Annotated in this window: 24 protein-coding genes; all 24 read left to right on the forward strand. The window is 65.4% G+C overall.

Annotated features, from left to right (window positions below; translation table 11 throughout):
• The first annotated feature begins 70 nt into the window (after window positions 1-70).
• The 24 genes from tuf (at window position 71) to G9Q41_RS06065 (ending at window position 14,438) form a co-directional block, all read left to right on the forward strand.
• Entirely contained in the window at window positions 71-1,264 is a 1,194-nt protein-coding gene (gene tuf, locus G9Q41_RS05950) for an elongation factor Tu (RefSeq protein WP_092525968.1), read from the forward strand.
• A gap of 525 nt (window positions 1,265-1,789) precedes the next feature.
• A complete protein-coding gene (gene rpsJ, locus G9Q41_RS05955; RefSeq protein WP_017976809.1) occupies window positions 1,790-2,095 on the forward strand; it encodes a 30S ribosomal protein S10 in 306 nt (101 codons plus the stop codon).
• 51 nt (window positions 2,096-2,146) lie between these two features.
• Window positions 2,147-2,797, forward strand: coding sequence for a 50S ribosomal protein L3 (rplC, locus tag G9Q41_RS05960; protein ID WP_092525971.1), 651 nt, complete (start codon window positions 2,147-2,149; stop codon window positions 2,795-2,797).
• Window positions 2,797-3,495 (forward strand): 50S ribosomal protein L4, encoded by a 699-nt coding sequence (gene rplD / locus G9Q41_RS05965; RefSeq protein WP_092525973.1) that lies wholly within the window; start codon window positions 2,797-2,799, stop codon window positions 3,493-3,495. Before rplC ends, rplD begins: the two co-directional genes overlap by 1 nt.
• Window positions 3,492-3,791 carry a 50S ribosomal protein L23 gene (gene rplW, locus G9Q41_RS05970; RefSeq protein ID WP_017976806.1) on the forward strand — a complete coding sequence of 100 codons (300 nt, stop codon included), beginning with the start codon at window positions 3,492-3,494 and terminating at the stop codon, window positions 3,789-3,791. Before rplD ends, rplW begins: the two co-directional genes overlap by 4 nt.
• 48 nt (window positions 3,792-3,839) lie before the next feature.
• On the forward strand, window positions 3,840-4,679 hold the full coding sequence (gene rplB / locus G9Q41_RS05975; RefSeq protein ID WP_092525975.1) for a 50S ribosomal protein L2: 840 nt from the start codon (window positions 3,840-3,842) through the stop codon (window positions 4,677-4,679).
• A gap of 18 nt (window positions 4,680-4,697) precedes the next feature.
• A complete protein-coding gene (gene rpsS / locus G9Q41_RS05980) occupies window positions 4,698-4,979 on the forward strand; it encodes a 30S ribosomal protein S19 (protein WP_017976804.1) in 282 nt (93 codons plus the stop codon).
• Between the two features lie 69 nt (window positions 4,980-5,048).
• The gene (gene rplV, locus G9Q41_RS05985) at window positions 5,049-5,471 is read left to right on the forward strand and encodes a 50S ribosomal protein L22 (protein ID WP_017976803.1); all 423 of its coding nucleotides are present in this window, start codon (window positions 5,049-5,051) and stop codon (window positions 5,469-5,471) included.
• Window positions 5,471-6,385, forward strand: a complete 915-nt coding sequence (gene rpsC, locus G9Q41_RS05990; RefSeq protein ID WP_092525977.1) for a 30S ribosomal protein S3 — start codon at window positions 5,471-5,473, stop codon at window positions 6,383-6,385. The genes rplV and rpsC overlap by 1 nt, the downstream gene beginning before the upstream one ends.
• Window positions 6,386-6,388: 3 nt before the next feature.
• Window positions 6,389-6,808 carry a 50S ribosomal protein L16 gene (gene rplP, locus G9Q41_RS05995; protein WP_017976801.1) on the forward strand — a complete coding sequence of 140 codons (420 nt, stop codon included), beginning with the start codon at window positions 6,389-6,391 and terminating at the stop codon, window positions 6,806-6,808.
• Window positions 6,808-7,050: a 50S ribosomal protein L29 gene (gene rpmC / locus G9Q41_RS06000; RefSeq protein WP_017976800.1), complete on the forward strand. Its 243-nt coding sequence runs from the start codon at window positions 6,808-6,810 to the stop codon at window positions 7,048-7,050. Before rplP ends, rpmC begins: the two co-directional genes overlap by 1 nt.
• Entirely contained in the window at window positions 7,047-7,331 is a 285-nt protein-coding gene (gene rpsQ / locus G9Q41_RS06005) for a 30S ribosomal protein S17 (RefSeq protein WP_165631851.1), read from the forward strand. The genes rpmC and rpsQ overlap by 4 nt, the downstream gene beginning before the upstream one ends.
• A 127-nt stretch (window positions 7,332-7,458) precedes the next feature.
• Window positions 7,459-7,827: a 50S ribosomal protein L14 gene (rplN, locus tag G9Q41_RS06010; protein WP_017976798.1), complete on the forward strand. Its 369-nt coding sequence runs from the start codon at window positions 7,459-7,461 to the stop codon at window positions 7,825-7,827.
• The gene (rplX, locus tag G9Q41_RS06015; RefSeq protein WP_017976797.1) at window positions 7,827-8,141 is read left to right on the forward strand and encodes a 50S ribosomal protein L24; all 315 of its coding nucleotides are present in this window, start codon (window positions 7,827-7,829) and stop codon (window positions 8,139-8,141) included. Before rplN ends, rplX begins: the two co-directional genes overlap by 1 nt.
• A 3-nt stretch (window positions 8,142-8,144) precedes the next feature.
• Entirely contained in the window at window positions 8,145-8,720 is a 576-nt protein-coding gene (rplE, locus tag G9Q41_RS06020) for a 50S ribosomal protein L5 (protein ID WP_017976796.1), read from the forward strand.
• A 43-nt stretch (window positions 8,721-8,763) separates the two neighbouring features.
• On the forward strand, window positions 8,764-8,949 hold the full coding sequence (locus tag G9Q41_RS06025; RefSeq protein ID WP_092525981.1) for a type Z 30S ribosomal protein S14: 186 nt from the start codon (window positions 8,764-8,766) through the stop codon (window positions 8,947-8,949).
• Between the two features lie 258 nt (window positions 8,950-9,207).
• Window positions 9,208-9,606 (forward strand): 30S ribosomal protein S8, encoded by a 399-nt coding sequence (gene rpsH, locus G9Q41_RS06030; RefSeq protein ID WP_092525984.1) that lies wholly within the window; start codon window positions 9,208-9,210, stop codon window positions 9,604-9,606.
• Window positions 9,607-9,622: 16 nt separating this feature from the next.
• Complete coding sequence (gene rplF, locus G9Q41_RS06035; RefSeq protein WP_165631850.1) at window positions 9,623-10,162, forward strand: 50S ribosomal protein L6; 540 nt, start codon at window positions 9,623-9,625, stop codon at window positions 10,160-10,162.
• Between the two features lie 2 nt (window positions 10,163-10,164).
• Window positions 10,165-10,572, forward strand: a complete 408-nt coding sequence (rplR, locus tag G9Q41_RS06040; protein WP_165631849.1) for a 50S ribosomal protein L18 — start codon at window positions 10,165-10,167, stop codon at window positions 10,570-10,572.
• 65 nt (window positions 10,573-10,637) lie between these two features.
• A complete protein-coding gene (rpsE, locus tag G9Q41_RS06045; protein WP_092525994.1) occupies window positions 10,638-11,249 on the forward strand; it encodes a 30S ribosomal protein S5 in 612 nt (203 codons plus the stop codon).
• A 4-nt stretch (window positions 11,250-11,253) separates the two neighbouring features.
• Entirely contained in the window at window positions 11,254-11,436 is a 183-nt protein-coding gene (gene rpmD, locus G9Q41_RS06050; protein ID WP_017976791.1) for a 50S ribosomal protein L30, read from the forward strand.
• Window positions 11,436-11,885, forward strand: coding sequence for a 50S ribosomal protein L15 (gene rplO, locus G9Q41_RS06055; protein ID WP_092525997.1), 450 nt, complete (start codon window positions 11,436-11,438; stop codon window positions 11,883-11,885). Before rpmD ends, rplO begins: the two co-directional genes overlap by 1 nt.
• Window positions 11,886-12,290: 405 nt before the next feature.
• Window positions 12,291-13,601 (forward strand): preprotein translocase subunit SecY, encoded by a 1,311-nt coding sequence (gene secY, locus G9Q41_RS06060; protein ID WP_092526000.1) that lies wholly within the window; start codon window positions 12,291-12,293, stop codon window positions 13,599-13,601.
• 282 nt (window positions 13,602-13,883) lie between these two features.
• Window positions 13,884-14,438, forward strand: coding sequence for an adenylate kinase (locus G9Q41_RS06065; RefSeq protein ID WP_092526003.1), 555 nt, complete (start codon window positions 13,884-13,886; stop codon window positions 14,436-14,438).
• The last annotated feature ends 76 nt before the right edge of the window (window positions 14,439-14,514 follow it).

The following is a 14,514-nucleotide window of genomic DNA, read 5'->3' on the forward strand; positions in this document are numbered from 1 at the left end:
CGCGCGGGAGGGCGCGCGGTCGGAGCTCGTCGTACGGCGGAAATGATGACAAGTCCAGGAGGACATTCCAGTGGCGAAGGCGAAGTTCGAGAGGGACAAGCCGCACGTCAACATCGGGACCATCGGTCACGTTGACCACGGCAAAACCACGCTGACCGCGGCTATCACCAAGGTCCTGCACGACAACCACCCGGACCTGAACCCCTACACGCCTTTCGAGGACATCGACAAGGCGCCGGAGGAGAAGGACCGCGGGATCACGATTCAGATCGCGCACGTCGAGTACCAGACCGAGGCGCGGCACTACGCCCACGTGGACGCTCCGGGCCACGCGGACTACGTGAAGAACATGATCACCGGCGCCGCCCAGATGGACGGTGCGATCCTGGTTGTGGCTGCGACCGACGGTCCGATGCCGCAGACCCGTGAGCACGTGCTGCTCGCCAAGCAGGTCGGCGTGCCGTACATCCTCGTCGCCCTGAACAAGGCCGACATGGTCGACGACGACGAGATCATGGACCTCGTCGAGATGGAGGTCCGCGAGCTGCTCAGCGAGCAGGACTTCCCCGGCGACGACGTTCCGATCGTCCGGGTCTCCGCGCTCAAGGCGCTCGAGGGCGACGACGAGTGGGGCCAGAAGATCATGGAGCTGCTCCACGCCGTTGACGCCAACATCCCGGACCCGGTGCGGGCCACCGACCAGTCGTTCCTGATGCCGGTGGAGGACGTCTTCTCCATCACCGGCCGCGGGACCGTGGTCACCGGCCGTGTCGAGCGCGGTGTCATCAAGGTGAACGAGGAGGTCGAGATGGTCGGCATCAAGGAGAAGCCGATCAAGACCACCGTCACCGGTGTCGAGATGTTCCGCAAGCTGCTCGACCAGGGTCAGGCCGGCGACAACGTCGGGCTGCTGCTGCGCGGCGTCAAGCGCGAGGACGTCGAGCGCGGTATGGTCGTCATCAAGCAGGGGACGACCACCCCGCACACCGAGTTCGAGGCGCAGGTCTACATCCTGTCCAAGGACGAGGGCGGTAGGCACACGCCGTTCTTCAACAACTACCGCCCGCAGTTCTACTTCCGTACCACCGACGTGACCGGTGTGGTGACCCTGCCCGAGGGCACCGAGATGGTCATGCCCGGTGACAACACGGAGATGTCCGTGCAGCTCATCCAGCCCATCGCGATGGAGGAAGGGCTGCGCTTCGCGATCCGCGAGGGTGGCCGCACGGTCGGCGCGGGCCGCGTCGTCAAGATCAATAAGTGACGGGCTGGGGTTCGACCGGTGAACGGCACCGGCTCGAAACCCCACCCCCGGTTCGGGGTGGCACATCCGGTGTGTCACCCTGAATGGGTTGCCTCTCAGGGCGGCTGGGCCGAGGTGACGAATCCGTGAGAGCGGGATCGTGATTCGGACCGGCCGCCCTGATGTGGGCACGCCGTGCCCGTGATTCACTTCGCGGACCGGCGTTCCGGTTGCGCGGGTGCCGCCGGACAGACGTTCCGGCCGGGGCCGATATAGGTGGCAACCCGAGGTGTACGGATCCCTGTGGATCCATCTCATCGGCGTGGATCGATGGGACCGGTTTGCATCGCGAGGGCGACACGCCCGACCGCGTGTACCGGGCACCCAGACACCTGAACAGGGGCGGGCTGCGGACCGTGGCGCCGCGCTGTGAGATAGCCGGACGCGTGTGTTCCACACGTGGTCGCAGGTGAGAAAGCAGCGACGTCGGGTCTACGCACCGCGCTAGGTACTAGCGGCACGAGACTAGAGGAACGGCAAGCCACTATGGCGGGACAAAAGATCCGCATCCGGCTCAAGGCCTACGACCACGAGGCGATCGACGCGTCCGCGCGTAAGATCGTCGAGACCGTGACGCGCACCGGCGCTTCGGTTGTCGGGCCGGTGCCGCTGCCCACCGAGAAGAACGTCTACTGCGTTATCCGCTCTCCGCACAAGTACAAGGACTCGCGGGAGCACTTCGAGATGCGCACACACAAGCGGCTCATCGACATCGTCGAGCCGACGCCGAAGACGGTGGATGCGCTCATGCGCATCGATCTTCCGGCCAGTGTCGATGTGAATATCCAGTGAGCGGTCGACGCGCATTCGGTTCAGTGACAGGCGGCGGAGAGAACGAGAGCCATGTCTGAAAGGCAGATGAAGGGGATTCTGGGCACCAAGCTCGGGATGACCCAGGTCTTCGACGACTCGAACCGGGTGGTCCCGGTGACGGTCGTGCAGGCCGGGCCCAACCTGATTACCCAGGTCCGTACCAAGGAGAACGACGGTTACCAGGCCGTCCAGCTGGCGTTCGGCGCCATCGATCCGCGCAAGGTGAGCAAGCCGCGCAGCGGCCAGTTCGCCAAGGCGGGTGTGACGCCGCGGCGTCACCTGGTCGAGCTGCGTACCTCGGATGCCAAGGACTACGAACTCGGTCAGGAGCTCAACGCTGACGTGTTCGAGTCCGGCGCGAACGTGGACGTGGTCGGCACCAGCAAGGGCAAGGGCTTCGCCGGTACGGTCAAGCGCTACGGCTTCGCCCGCCAGGGGCAGAGCCACGGTACGCAGGCCGTGCACCGCAAGCCCGGGTCCATCGGTGGTTGCGCTTACCCCGCGCGGGTGTTCAAGGGCAAGAAGATGCCGGGTCGCATGGGCGGCAAGCGCGTGACCACCCAGAACCTCAAGGTGCACCGGGTCGACGACGAGTCCGGATTGCTGCTGATCAAGGGAGCGATCCCCGGTCCGAACGGCGGCCTCGTGCTGGTCAAGAGCTCTACGAAGGGTGGTGCGTGATGGCCGCTAAGCTCGACGTCCGCACACCGGACGGGAACACCGACGGGCAGGTCGACCTGCCGGCGGAGCTGTTCGACGCGAAGGCGAACGTCCCGCTGATGCACCAGGTCGTCACGGCGCAGTTGGCCGCGGCCCGCCAGGGAACGCACTCCGTCAAGACCCGCGGTGAGGTCGCAGGCGGCAGCAAGAAGCCCTACCGGCAGAAGGGCACCGGCAACGCCCGGCAGGGCTCGATCCGTGCCCCGCAGTTCGTCGGTGGCGGTACCGTGCACGGCCCCACCCCGAGGGACTACTCGCAGCGCACGCCCAAGAAGATGAAGGCGGCCGCGCTGCGCAGTGCGTTGTCCGACCGTGCCCGCGCGGACCAGATCCACGTCGTCACCGAGGTGACCAGCGGCGAGAAGCCGTCCACCAAGGAAGCCAAAGCGACGCTGCGGAGTGTGACCGACGCGAGGCGTGTGCTCGTGGTGCTCAACAGCACCGAGGAGACCGCGTGGCTGAGCCTGCGGAACCTGCCTCACGTGCACATCCTCGACCCGGGTCAGCTGAACACCTACGACGTCCTGGTCAACGACGACGTCGTGTTCAGCAAGGCCGCCTTCGAGCGCTTCGTCGCCGAGCGGTCGCCGAAGCGGTCGGCCAAGACCGCGGTCACCCCCGACGCGACTTCGAGTCAGGCTGAGGAGGCAGACCAGTGATCCCCGATCCGCGAGACATCCTGATCGCGCCGGTGATCTCCGAGAAGAGCTACGCACTGCTTTCGGAGAACCAGTACACGTTCCTGGTCCGCCCGAGCTCGAACAAGACCGAGATCAAGATCGCGGTCGAGAAGATCTTCGGCGTGCAGGTCAAGAGTGTCAACACGATCAACCGACAGGGTAAGCGCAAGCGCACCCGCACGGGCTTCGGCAAGCGCAAGGACACCAAGCGGGCGATCGTGACGCTGTCCCCCGATAGCAAGCCGATCGAGATCTTCGGCGGCCAGACCGCCTGAACCGGGCGGTAGAGGGCACGTCGAAGGAGACTGAGGACTGCGATAGAGATGGGCATTCGCAAGTACAAGCCGACGACCGCGGGTCGTCGCGGTTCGAGCGTGGCCGATTTCTCCGAGATCACCCGATCTCACCCGGAGAAGTCGCTGGTCCGTCCGCTGTACGGCAAGGGCGGTCGGAACGGACACGGCAGGATCACCACCCGGCACCAGGGTGGCGGTCACAAGCGCGCTTACCGCGTGATCGATTTCCGCCGGAACGACAAGGACGGTGTGCCGGCCAAGGTCGCCCACATCGAATACGACCCCAACCGCAGTGCGCGCATCGCGCTGCTGCACTACCGGGACGGCGAGAAGCGCTACATCATCGCCCCGGACAAGGTCCGCCAGGGCGACATGGTGGAGAGCGGTCCGCGTGCCGACATCAAGCCGGGCAACAACCTGCCGATGCGCAACATCCCCACCGGCACCGTGATCCACGGGATCGAGCTGCGGCCGGGCGGCGGAGCGAAGATCGCGCGGTCGGCGGGCACCAGGGTCCAGCTGGTGGCCAAGGAAGGGCCGCACGCCCAGCTGCGGATGCCCTCGGGCGAGATCCGCAACGTCGACGTGCGCTGCCGGGCCACGGTGGGCGAGGTCGGCAACTCCGAGCACTCCAACATCAATTGGGGCAAGGCTGGACGTAGCCGCTGGAGGGGCAGGCGTCCCACCGTTCGCGGTGTCGTCATGAACCCGATCGACCACCCGCACGGTGGTGGTGAGGGACGTACCTCCGGTGGCCGGCACCCGGTCAACCCGAAGGGCAAGCCCGAGGGCCGCAGTCGCCGAAGCAAGTCCAGTGACAAGCTCATCGTTCGGCGTCGTCGCACTGGTAAGAAGAAGCGGCGCTGAGCCAGGAGGTAACGACCGATGCCACGTAGCCTGAAGAAGGGCCCGTTCGTGGACGACCACCTGCTCAAGAAGGTGGACGCCCTGAACGAGTCCAACAAGAAGACGGTGATCAAGACCTGGTCGCGCCGGTCCACGGTCATTCCGGACATGGTGGGGCACACGATCGCCGTCCACGACGGCCGCAAGCACGTGCCGGTGTTCATCAGCGAGAACATGGTTGGACACAAGCTCGGCGAGTTCGCCCCGACCCGCACTTTCAAGGGTCACGTCAAGGACGACAGGAAGTCTCGCCGCCGCTGAGCGGGTTTGTGACACGAACGAGCCGGGTCGTCTGCAGAGCTCGACGACCCGGGGCAAAGGGGTAACAGGATGAATGCCCGTACCGACGACAGTGCCGCGGAAAACCCGCGTGCGGTGGCGCGGGCCCGCTTCGTCCGCGTGGCGCCCATGAAGGCGCGCCGCGTGGTCGATCTCATCAGGGGCCGTAGCGCCAGTGAAGCCCTGGACGTGCTCAAGTTCGCTCCGCAGACCGCCAGCGGTCAGGTGTCGAAGGTGCTCGCCAGTGCGATGGCCAACGCGGAGAACAACAACGCGCTCGATCCGAGCACGCTGTGGGTGCACCGCGCGTATGTGGACGAGGGCCCGACGCTGAAGCGGTTCCGTCCGCGCGCCCAGGGCCGTGCTTTCCGTATCCGGAAGCGGACCAGCCACATCACGGTCGAGGTCGAGTCGCGCCAGCCGAAGGGGCAGGGCAAGTCTCGTAAGCGCAGCCAGAAGGGGAGTGCCCGGTAGTGGGTCAGAAGATCAACCCGCACGGCTTCCGGCTCGGCATCACCACGGACTGGAAGTCTCGCTGGTACGCCGACAAGCAGTACGCGGAGTACGTCGCGGAGGACGTCAAGATCCGCCGTCATCTCTCCCGCGGGATGGAGCGCGCCGGGATCTCCAAGGTCGAGATCGAGCGCACCCGCGAGCGGGTGAGGGTGGACATTCACACCGCTCGTCCGGGAATCGTCATCGGCCGGCGTGGTGCCGAGGCGGACCGGATTCGCGGTTCGTTGGAGAAGCTGACCGGTAAGCAGGTTCAGCTCAACATCCTCGAGGTCAAGAACTCCGAGGCCGATGCCCAGCTGGTCGCGCAGGGCATCGCCGAGCAGCTGTCCAACCGGGTGTCCTTCCGCAGGGCCATGCGCAAGGGCATCCAGTCGGCCATGCGCTCGTCCCAGGTCAAGGGGATCAGGGTGCAGTGCAGTGGCAGGCTCGGCGGGGCCGAGATGTCCCGCTCGGAGTTCTACCGCGAGGGCCAGGTGCCGCTGCACACGCTGCGTGCGGACATGGACTACGGGTTCTTCGAGGCCCGCACGACCTTCGGCCGCATCGGTGTGAAGGTCTGGATCTACAAGGGCGAGCTCATCGGCGGCCTGAAGCAGAAGCAGCAGGAGTCCGAGGTGCGCCCGCCGCGCGGTGAGGGCGGTGGCGGCCGCGAGGGTGGCCGTGGTGGCCGCTCCGAGCGCGGTGGCCGGCGTCGTTCGGGTGCCTCCGGCACGACGAACGTGGGTACCGAGAGCGGCCGTGCCGCCAAGGGCGGCTCGAAGTCCGGTGGATCCTCGGAGAGCCCGCAGCAGGAGCAGACGGCGACGGACGCCGCCGTCGAGAACGCTCCGGCTGTCAGCGAGCCGCACGCTGAACAGAAGACGGAGGACTGAGACGTGCTCGTCCCACGCAAGGTCAGGTGGCGCAAGAGCCACGCGCCGAAGCGTAAGGGCTTCGCCAAGGGCGGCACCCGGATCAACTTCGGCGAGTACGGCATCCAAGCGCTGGAACAAGCCTACGTGACGAACCGGCAGATCGAATCGGCACGTATCGCGATCACCCGGCACGTCAAGCGTGGCGGCAAGGTCTGGATCAACATCTTCCCGGACCGCCCGCTGACGAAGAAGCCCGCGGAAACCCGCATGGGGTCGGGCAAGGGTTCGCCGGAATACTGGATCGCGAACGTCAAGCCGGGTCGGATCGTATTCGAGCTGAACTACCCGAACGAGAAAATCGCTTACGAGGCACTGAGGCGCGCGGTCCACAAGCTTCCTATGAAGTGCAAGATCGTGTCCCGCGAGGGTGGTGACTTCTGATGGCGGCTGGTGTCACCGCTACGGAGCTCCGGGAACTCAACGACGAGGAGCTCGTTTCCCGGTTGCGTGAGTCGAAGGAAGAACTGTTCAACCTTCGCTTCCAGATGGCGACTGGGCAGTTGCAGAACAACCGACGGTTGCGCGTCGTTCGCAGGGACATTGCTCGGATCTACACGATCATGCGTGAACGTGAACTGGGCCTGTCGGTGTCTCCTGAGGGCGCCGAGGAGGGCGCGGCATGAGCGAAACAGTGACCCAAGAGCAGAACCAGCAGCGCAACCAGCGCAAGACCCGCGAGGGGCATGTCGTCTCGTCCAAGATGGACAAGACGGTCGTGGTGGCTCTCGAGGACCGCAAGAAGCACCCGCTCTACGGCAAGATCATGCGCAAGACCACCAAGGTCAAGGCGCACGACGAGAACAACGAAGCGGGTGTCGGTGACCGGGTTTTGCTGATGGAGACTCGCCCGCTGTCGGCCACGAAGCGCTGGCGACTGGTCGAGATCCAGGAAAAGGCCAAGTGACGCCACCTGCGGGGGGCGGTGCCAAAGCCCCCCGCAGGTTGTTGTGACCGCGCATGTCGGGTCGGAAATCGGGCATGCCAGAGTGTCTCCGCGCACGAGGCGCGGAAACTTAGGGTCAGGAGTAAACGTGATCCAGCAGGAGTCGCGACTGCGAGTCGCCGACAACACCGGGGCCAAGGAGATCCTCACGATCCGGGTCCTCGGTGGGTCGGGTCGACGCTACGCGGGCATCGGTGACGTGGTTGTGGCCACGGTCAAGGAGGCCATCCCGGCCGCCGGCGTCCGGCGTGGCGATGTGGTCAAGGCGGTCATCGTCCGCCAGAAGAAGGAAAAGCGTCGTCCGGACGGTTCCTACATCCGTTTCGACGAGAACGCCGCCGTCCTGATCAGGCCGGGCGGTGATCCGCGCGGTACCCGTATCTTCGGTCCCGTCGGACGCGAGCTGCGTGACAAGAAGTTCATGAAGATCATCTCGCTCGCGCCGGAGGTGCTGTGATGAAGGTGAAGAAGGGCGACACGGTCGTCGTTACCGCCGGAAAGGACAAGGGCGCCAGGGGCAAGGTCATCCAGGCTTTCCCCAGCCGGGAGCGCGTGCTGGTCGAGGGCGTGAACCAGATCAAGAAGCACACCCGCGTCTCCCGGACCGAGCGGGGCGCGCAGTCCGGCGGCATCGTGACGCAGGAAGCGCCGATCCACGTCAGCAACGTGATGGTCCTGGACTCGGACGGTAAGCCCACTCGCGTTGGTTATCGCACCGGCGAGGACGGCAAGAAGGTTCGGATCTCTCGCCGCAACGGTAAGGACATCTAACTCGTGACTACCACGGAGAAGAACACCGAGAGGAATGTCCCGCGGCTGAAGGCCCGCTACCGCGACGAGATCGTCCCGGCCCTGAACGAGGAGTTCGGGTACTCCAACCCGATGCTGGTTCCGGGTATGGTCAAGGTCGTCGTCAACATGGGTGTGGGCGATGCCGCGCGGGACAGCAAGCTGATCGAGGGTGCCGTCCGCGATCTCGCGATCATCACCGGTCAGCGTGCGGAAGTACGCAAGGCGCGCAAGTCCATCGCGCAGTTCAAGGTTCGCGAGGGCATGCCGATCGGCGCACGGGCCACGCTGCGCGGCGCGCGGATGTGGGAGTTCATCGATCGCCTGATCTCGATCTCCCTGCCGCGTATCCGTGATTTCCGGGGCTTGTCGCCGAAGCAATTCGACGGTAACGGCAACTACACGTTTGGTCTCAACGACCAGTCGATGTTCCACGAGATCGATCAGGACTCGATCGATCGGGCGCGTGGTATGGACATCACGGTAGTGACAACGGCCACCACCGACGAAGAAGGCAGGTCGCTGCTGCGGCAGCTTGGCTTCCCGTTCCGGGAACAGTGACTCGTGGCCGTCGCTGCGGATCGAGACTAGGAGAACTGAGCCGATGGCCAAGAAAGCACTGATAAACAAGGCGGCACGCAAGCCGAAATTCCGGGTGCGTGGCTACACTCGTTGCCAGCGTTGCGGGCGGTCCCGTGCGGTCCTTCGCAAATTCGGCCTCTGCCGGATCTGCTTCCGCGAGATGGCCCACAGCGGCGAACTGCCGGGGATCAGCAAGTCTTCCTGGTGAGGTCGTGACGACGGGACGACCCGTGTGCGGGGTGTCTCGTCGAGTCCTTCCGAACCAGTGGCGGCAGCCCGGCAACAGGCTCGCGACGACAACGGTCCGCTCGTTCCCGGGACGAGGTTCCGAGCGGGTGGAGCCAGTATCCACGACTTCGTTTAGGCCAGGATCCAGACCGCGTGCACCTGGGCACGTTCACCGATCGTGCGGGAAACGCGGTATCCGGGTCCGGGGAACCGAACGAGAAAGGTTGACAAGGTCACCATGACGATGACCGATCCGATCGCAGACATGTTGACACGTCTGCGCAACGGGAGTCGCGCTTACCACGACGAGATCGTGATGCCGCACTCCAAGATCAAGGCGAACATCGCCGACATTCTTCAGCGCGAGGGCTACGTGGCTGGCTCTCGCGTGCAGCAAGGGGCCAAGACCAAGGAACTGGTCGTGGAACTCAAGTTCGGGCCCAACCGCGAGAAGTCCATTACCGGGCTGCGCCGGGTTTCCAAGCCCGGACTGCGGGTGTATGCCAAGTCCACGAACCTGCCGAAGGTTCTGGGGGGGCTCGGCATCGCCATTATCTCGACGTCGAGCGGTCTGCAGACGGACCGGCAAGCGATGCGGAATGGTGTAGGCGGGGAAGTCCTCGCCTACGTCTGGTGAAGGAGGAGACCACGGTATGTCGCGCATCGGTAAGTTGCCGATCACCGTTCCCTCCGGCGTCGAGGTCGATATCGACGGCCAGGCGGTTACGGTGAGCGGTCCCAAGGGAAAACTGAACCAGCGTATTTCCGAGCCGATCTGGGTCGAGAAGGACTCCGACGGCTCGCTGCTGGTCAAGCGTCCGGACAACGAGCGGGCCAACCGCTCGCTGCACGGCCTTTCGCGCAGCCTGATCAACAACATGGTCCTCGGGGTCAGTCAGGGCTTCCAGAAGGACCTCGAGATTCAGGGTGTGGGTTACCGCGTGGTCCAGAAGGGCGAGAGTCTCGAGTTCTCGCTGGGGTACAGCCACCCGGTGGTCATGGATCCCCCGAAGGGCATCGAGTTCGCCACGGACGGTCCGGCGAAGCTGTCGGTCAAGGGTGTCGACAAGCAGCTCGTCGGCGAGGTAGCCGCCAGGATTCGCAAGCTGCGCCTGCCCGAGCCCTACAACGGCAAGGGCGTGCGTTACGCGGGTGAGACCATTCGCCGCAAGGTCGGGAAGACGGGTAAGTGACCATGAGCGAGAGCACCACAGCCACCAGGAAGCGCAAGCCGGTGGGCAAGAGCATCGCGACCGTGCGTCGCCGTGCCCGCACCCAGCGGCACGTCCGGATTCGCAAGAAGATCAGCGGCACGCCGCAGCGCCCCCGTCTGGTCGTCAGCCGTTCGACGCGGCACATCGTCGCGCAGGTCATCGACGACACGATCGGGCACACCCTGGCGTCGGCCACCACGATGGAAGCCGGTTTCCGCACGTTCGAGGGCGACAAGAAGGCCAAGGCCACACGGATCGGCGAGCTGGTCGCCGAGCGCGCGAGCCAAGCGGGGATCGAGAAGGTGGTCTTCGACCGTGGAGGTCACGCCTACCACGGCCGCGTGGCCGCCCTCGCGGACGCCGCACGCGACGGCGGTCTGGAGTTCTGAGAAGTGCGCAATAACCACATCGTCGTCGCACGAAGGATGACAGCACGTAACGGAAGGGACGCCTGATGCCTGGACGCACTCGGCGTGAAGGCGGTTCGGAATCCGGCGGCAAAGACCGCAAGGACCGCCGCGACGGTGGCCGTGGCGGGGCGGCCCAGGAAAAATCCCCGCAGTTCGAGCGTGTCGTGACCATCAACAGGGTCGCGAAGGTCGTCAAGGGCGGTAGGCGCTTCAGCTTCACCGCGCTGGTCGTCTGTGGCGACGGCGACGGCCTCGTTGGCGTCGGCTACGGCAAGGCCAAGGAAGTGCCTTCCGCCATCGCCAAGGGCGTCGAGGAAGCCAAGAAGAACTACTTCCGTGTTCCGCGAGTCGCCGGCACGATCACTCACCCGGTGCAGGGTGAGGATGCCGCGGGCAAGGTGCTGCTGCGTCCGGCCAGTCCGGGTACCGGTGTCATCGCCGGTGGTCCCGTCCGTGCGGTGCTGGAGTGCGCAGGCGTGCACGACGTGCTGAGCAAGTCGTTGGGCAGCGGTAACTCGCTCAACATCGTGCAGGCGACCATCACGGCGCTGAAGGAACTGCAGCGCCCCGAGGAGGTCGCCGCTCGGCGCGGTCTGCCGCTGGAGGACGTCGCTCCGGCCCGGATGCTGCGTCAGCGCGCGGGTCAGGAGGTCTGAACCGATGAGCCAGTTGAAGATCACCCAGCTGCGTGGGCTGGCCGGTCGCAAGCCCAATCAACGGGAGACCATGCGTACTCTCGGGTTGCGTAAGATCGGCCAGACCGTCACCCGTCCGAACACTTCCACGGTTCGCGGCCAGGTCGACACGGTTGGCCATCTTGTTTCGGTCGAGGAGGTCGAGTAATGGTCATCAAGATTCATGATCTGCGGCCTGCCCCGGGGTCCAATCGCGGCAAGATTCGTGTCGGCCGTGGTGAGGCTTCCAAGGGCAAGACCGCGGGCCGCGGTACGAAGGGCACGAAGGCACGTAAGACAGTGGCTCCCGGCTTCGAGGGTGGCCAGATGCCGCTGCAGATGCGGCTGCCGAAGCTGCGTGGCTTCAAGAACCCCAGCCGGGTCGAGTACCAGGGGATCAACGTCGGCAGGTTGGCCCAGGCCTTCCCGCAGGGCGGCACGGTCGGCATCGACGAGCTGATCGGGGTCGGTCTGGTGAAGAAGGGCGAGCGCGTCAAGATCCTCGGCGATGGTGATCTCGATGGTGTGAAGCTGGACGTGACCGCGCACGCGTTCACGGGCAGCGCCAGGGAGAAGATCACCTCGGCCGGTGGCAGTGCCACCAAGGTGGAGCGCTGAAGATCCGCGACCGCGATTCGGGCGGTGCGCCCGCCCGAATCGGTGGCGCGTGATCGTCGGTCTCGAACGGGGCCGGTCGACCTCATGGGTGGCCGGCCCCGTTTTCGTGTCCGCACGACCGAGTTGCCGCGGCCGGTGCGCGGCGGGGAACGCGCCCGTTCCCCGCCCGGACGTCCCGGTGGTGGAACCGTCGGCCGCGGACTCGGTGAACACTGTCGGTATCGGACGGTTGTCGGTTTGTCGCCGCTGTGTGTAGGTGGCTACGAAAGATCGGCCGAATGCTGTTAGAGTCCGTGCGGCAGTTCCGTGCTAGACGGCACTGTTGACGGAATCCAGCCGTGGGCGACTCGTGAGTCGGCCACCGACACCGGCCGGTGACTACCGGCTCGCGCACAGGAGGTCTGCGTGCTCGGCGCATTCCGCTCGGCTCTGACAACGCCGGATCTGCGCCGCAAGATCCTGTTCACACTGGGGATCGTCGTGCTGTACCGGCTCGGTGCCACGATTCCTTCCCCCGGGGTTTCCTACCCGAACATCCAGCAGTGTGTGCAGGCTCTGGAAGGCGAGAACCAGAGCGTTTACTCGCTGCTGAACCTCTTCAGCGGCGGAGCACTACTTCAGCTGTCGGTGCTGTCCCTCGGGATCATGCCCTACATCACCGCCAGCATCATCGTGCAGTTGCTGCAGGTGGTGATCCCGCGGTTCGAGCAGCTGAAGAAGGAGGGGCAGTCCGGCCAGGCGAAGCTGACGCAGTACACCCGCTACCTCACCGTGGCGCTGGCTGTGCTGCAGGCGACGGGCATCGTCGCGCTGGCCGTACGCGGACAGCTCTTCCCCGGCTGCCAGGCGCAGGTCATCCCGGACAACTCCGTGCTGAACATGGTGGTCATCGTCGTCACGATGACCGCGGGCGCGGTGCTGCTGATGTGGCTGGGCGAGCTGATCACCGAACGCGGTGTCGGCAACGGGATGTCCCTGCTGATCTTCACCTCGATCGCGGCCCGCATCCCCTCCGAGGGCGGCAAGATCCTGAACAACAGCGGCGGTTTCGTCTTCGCCGTCATCTGCGCCTTCGGACTGGTCATCATCGCCAGCGTCGTGTTCGTCGAGCAGGCGCAGCGGCGCATACCGGTGCAGTACGCCAAGCGCATGATCGGGCGCAGGATGTACGGCGGCACTTCCACCTACCTGCCGCTGAAGGTGAACCAGGCCGGTGTCATCCCGGTCATCTTCGGTTCCTCCCTGCTCTACCTGCCGCAGCTGCTCGGCCAGCTCGCCGGCAACCAGAACACCTGGTGGTCGCGGTTCATCCAGACCTACATCGTCGACCCGTCCAGCTGGGTGCACATCCTGCTGTACATGGCGATGATCATCTTCTTCGCCTACTTCTACGTCTCGATCACGTTCAATCCCGAGGAACGTGCCGACGAGATGAAGAAGTTCGGGGGCTTCATCCCCGGCATCCGTCCGGGGCGCCCGACGGCGGAGTATCTCAGCTTCGTGCTGTCCCGGATCACGCTTCCCGGTGCGCTGTACCTGGGCATCATCGCGGTCCTGCCGAACTTCTTCCTCGGAGTCACCGGTGGACAGGGTGGTGCGCAGAACTTCCCCTTCGGCGGCACCGCGGTGCTGATCATGGTCAACGTGGGGCTGGACACGGTCAAACAGGTGGAGAGCCAGCTCACGCAGCGCAGCTACGAAGGGTTCCTCCGGTAGGATCGGGAAGTCCGTGCGGGTGGTTTCCCCTCCGTTCTCCGGGCGTGCCGCTCGTCCCGCGAGTGATGGTGACCACGGGAGTGGTTTCCCACACTTCGAGCGGCACCCATGGCGGAATCGGCAGGTTCGGTTACGGTGTCGATCGCTCGATGTCCGCACAACCGGCTACTGCCGCGGAGTCCATCCCGCGACAACGGTGATGCGGACGTGCGATGACAGACGGGACGCAAGCGCCCGCCAAACGGTGGCGCAAGCCATCATCACGGATTCGGAGGCAGACCCTTGGTGCGATTGGTTCTGGTCGGCCCGCCCGGTGCGGGCAAAGGCACCCAAGCGGCCGTGCTGAGTGAACATCTCGCGGTCCCCCACATTTCCAGTGGCGACCTGTTCAGGGAGAACATCGACAACGCCACGCCGCTGGGCAAGGAGGCCAAGAGCTACCTCGACGCCGGTGAACTGGTACCGGACGAGGTCACCAACGAGATGGTGCGTCAGCGACTCACCGCGGCCGACGCGGCCGAGGGCTTCCTGCTCGACGGATTCCCGCGCACCACTCCGCAGGCCGACGTCCTCGGAGGCATCCTCGCCGAGAACGGCATGCAGCTGACAGCTGTCGTACAGTTCGAGGTCCCGCGTGAAGAGCTCGTTCGTCGACTGCTGGAGCGCGGGCGGTCCGACGACACCGAGGAGCTCATCCGGCGCAGGCTGGATGTGTACGACTCGGAGACGGCCCCGTTGCTGGACTACTACCGGGACAAGCTGCTCACGATCGACGCGTTCGGCCCGGTGGAGGAAGTCACCTCGCGGGCGCTGGAAGCCCTGCGCGCTCGCAGCTGACGGCTGATTGCTCCGGGGCATCGTCCTCGGTGCGGACGACCGGGTGGTGCGGGGACCGGCACCCGGCAACCGGGCC

Source organism: Actinopolyspora sp. BKK2 (assembly GCF_011291845.1).
Lineage (GTDB): Bacteria > Actinomycetota > Actinomycetes > Mycobacteriales > Pseudonocardiaceae > Actinopolyspora > Actinopolyspora saharensis.

Coding starts and splice junctions, on each gene's coding strand:
- rpsQ (WP_165631851.1), top strand. CDS start 7,047: ATGAGCGAAACAGTGACCCAAGAGCAGAACCAGCAGCGCAACCAGCGC.
- rplD (WP_092525973.1), top strand. CDS start 2,797: ATGGCCGCTAAGCTCGACGTCCGCACACCGGACGGGAACACCGACGGG.
- rpsJ (WP_017976809.1), top strand. CDS start 1,790: ATGGCGGGACAAAAGATCCGCATCCGGCTCAAGGCCTACGACCACGAG.
- rplB (WP_092525975.1), top strand. CDS start 3,840: ATGGGCATTCGCAAGTACAAGCCGACGACCGCGGGTCGTCGCGGTTCG.
- rplR (WP_165631849.1), top strand. CDS start 10,165: ATGAGCGAGAGCACCACAGCCACCAGGAAGCGCAAGCCGGTGGGCAAG.
- rplO (WP_092525997.1), top strand. CDS start 11,436: ATGGTCATCAAGATTCATGATCTGCGGCCTGCCCCGGGGTCCAATCGC.
- rplF (WP_165631850.1), top strand. CDS start 9,623: ATGTCGCGCATCGGTAAGTTGCCGATCACCGTTCCCTCCGGCGTCGAG.
- rpsH (WP_092525984.1), top strand. CDS start 9,208: ATGACGATGACCGATCCGATCGCAGACATGTTGACACGTCTGCGCAAC.
- G9Q41_RS06025 (WP_092525981.1), top strand. CDS start 8,764: ATGGCCAAGAAAGCACTGATAAACAAGGCGGCACGCAAGCCGAAATTC.
- rplC (WP_092525971.1), top strand. CDS start 2,147: ATGTCTGAAAGGCAGATGAAGGGGATTCTGGGCACCAAGCTCGGGATG.
- rpsE (WP_092525994.1), top strand. CDS start 10,638: ATGCCTGGACGCACTCGGCGTGAAGGCGGTTCGGAATCCGGCGGCAAA.
- rpmC (WP_017976800.1), top strand. CDS start 6,808: ATGGCGGCTGGTGTCACCGCTACGGAGCTCCGGGAACTCAACGACGAG.
- rplV (WP_017976803.1), top strand. CDS start 5,049: ATGAATGCCCGTACCGACGACAGTGCCGCGGAAAACCCGCGTGCGGTG.
- rpsS (WP_017976804.1), top strand. CDS start 4,698: ATGCCACGTAGCCTGAAGAAGGGCCCGTTCGTGGACGACCACCTGCTC.
- rplX (WP_017976797.1), top strand. CDS start 7,827: ATGAAGGTGAAGAAGGGCGACACGGTCGTCGTTACCGCCGGAAAGGAC.
- rpmD (WP_017976791.1), top strand. CDS start 11,254: ATGAGCCAGTTGAAGATCACCCAGCTGCGTGGGCTGGCCGGTCGCAAG.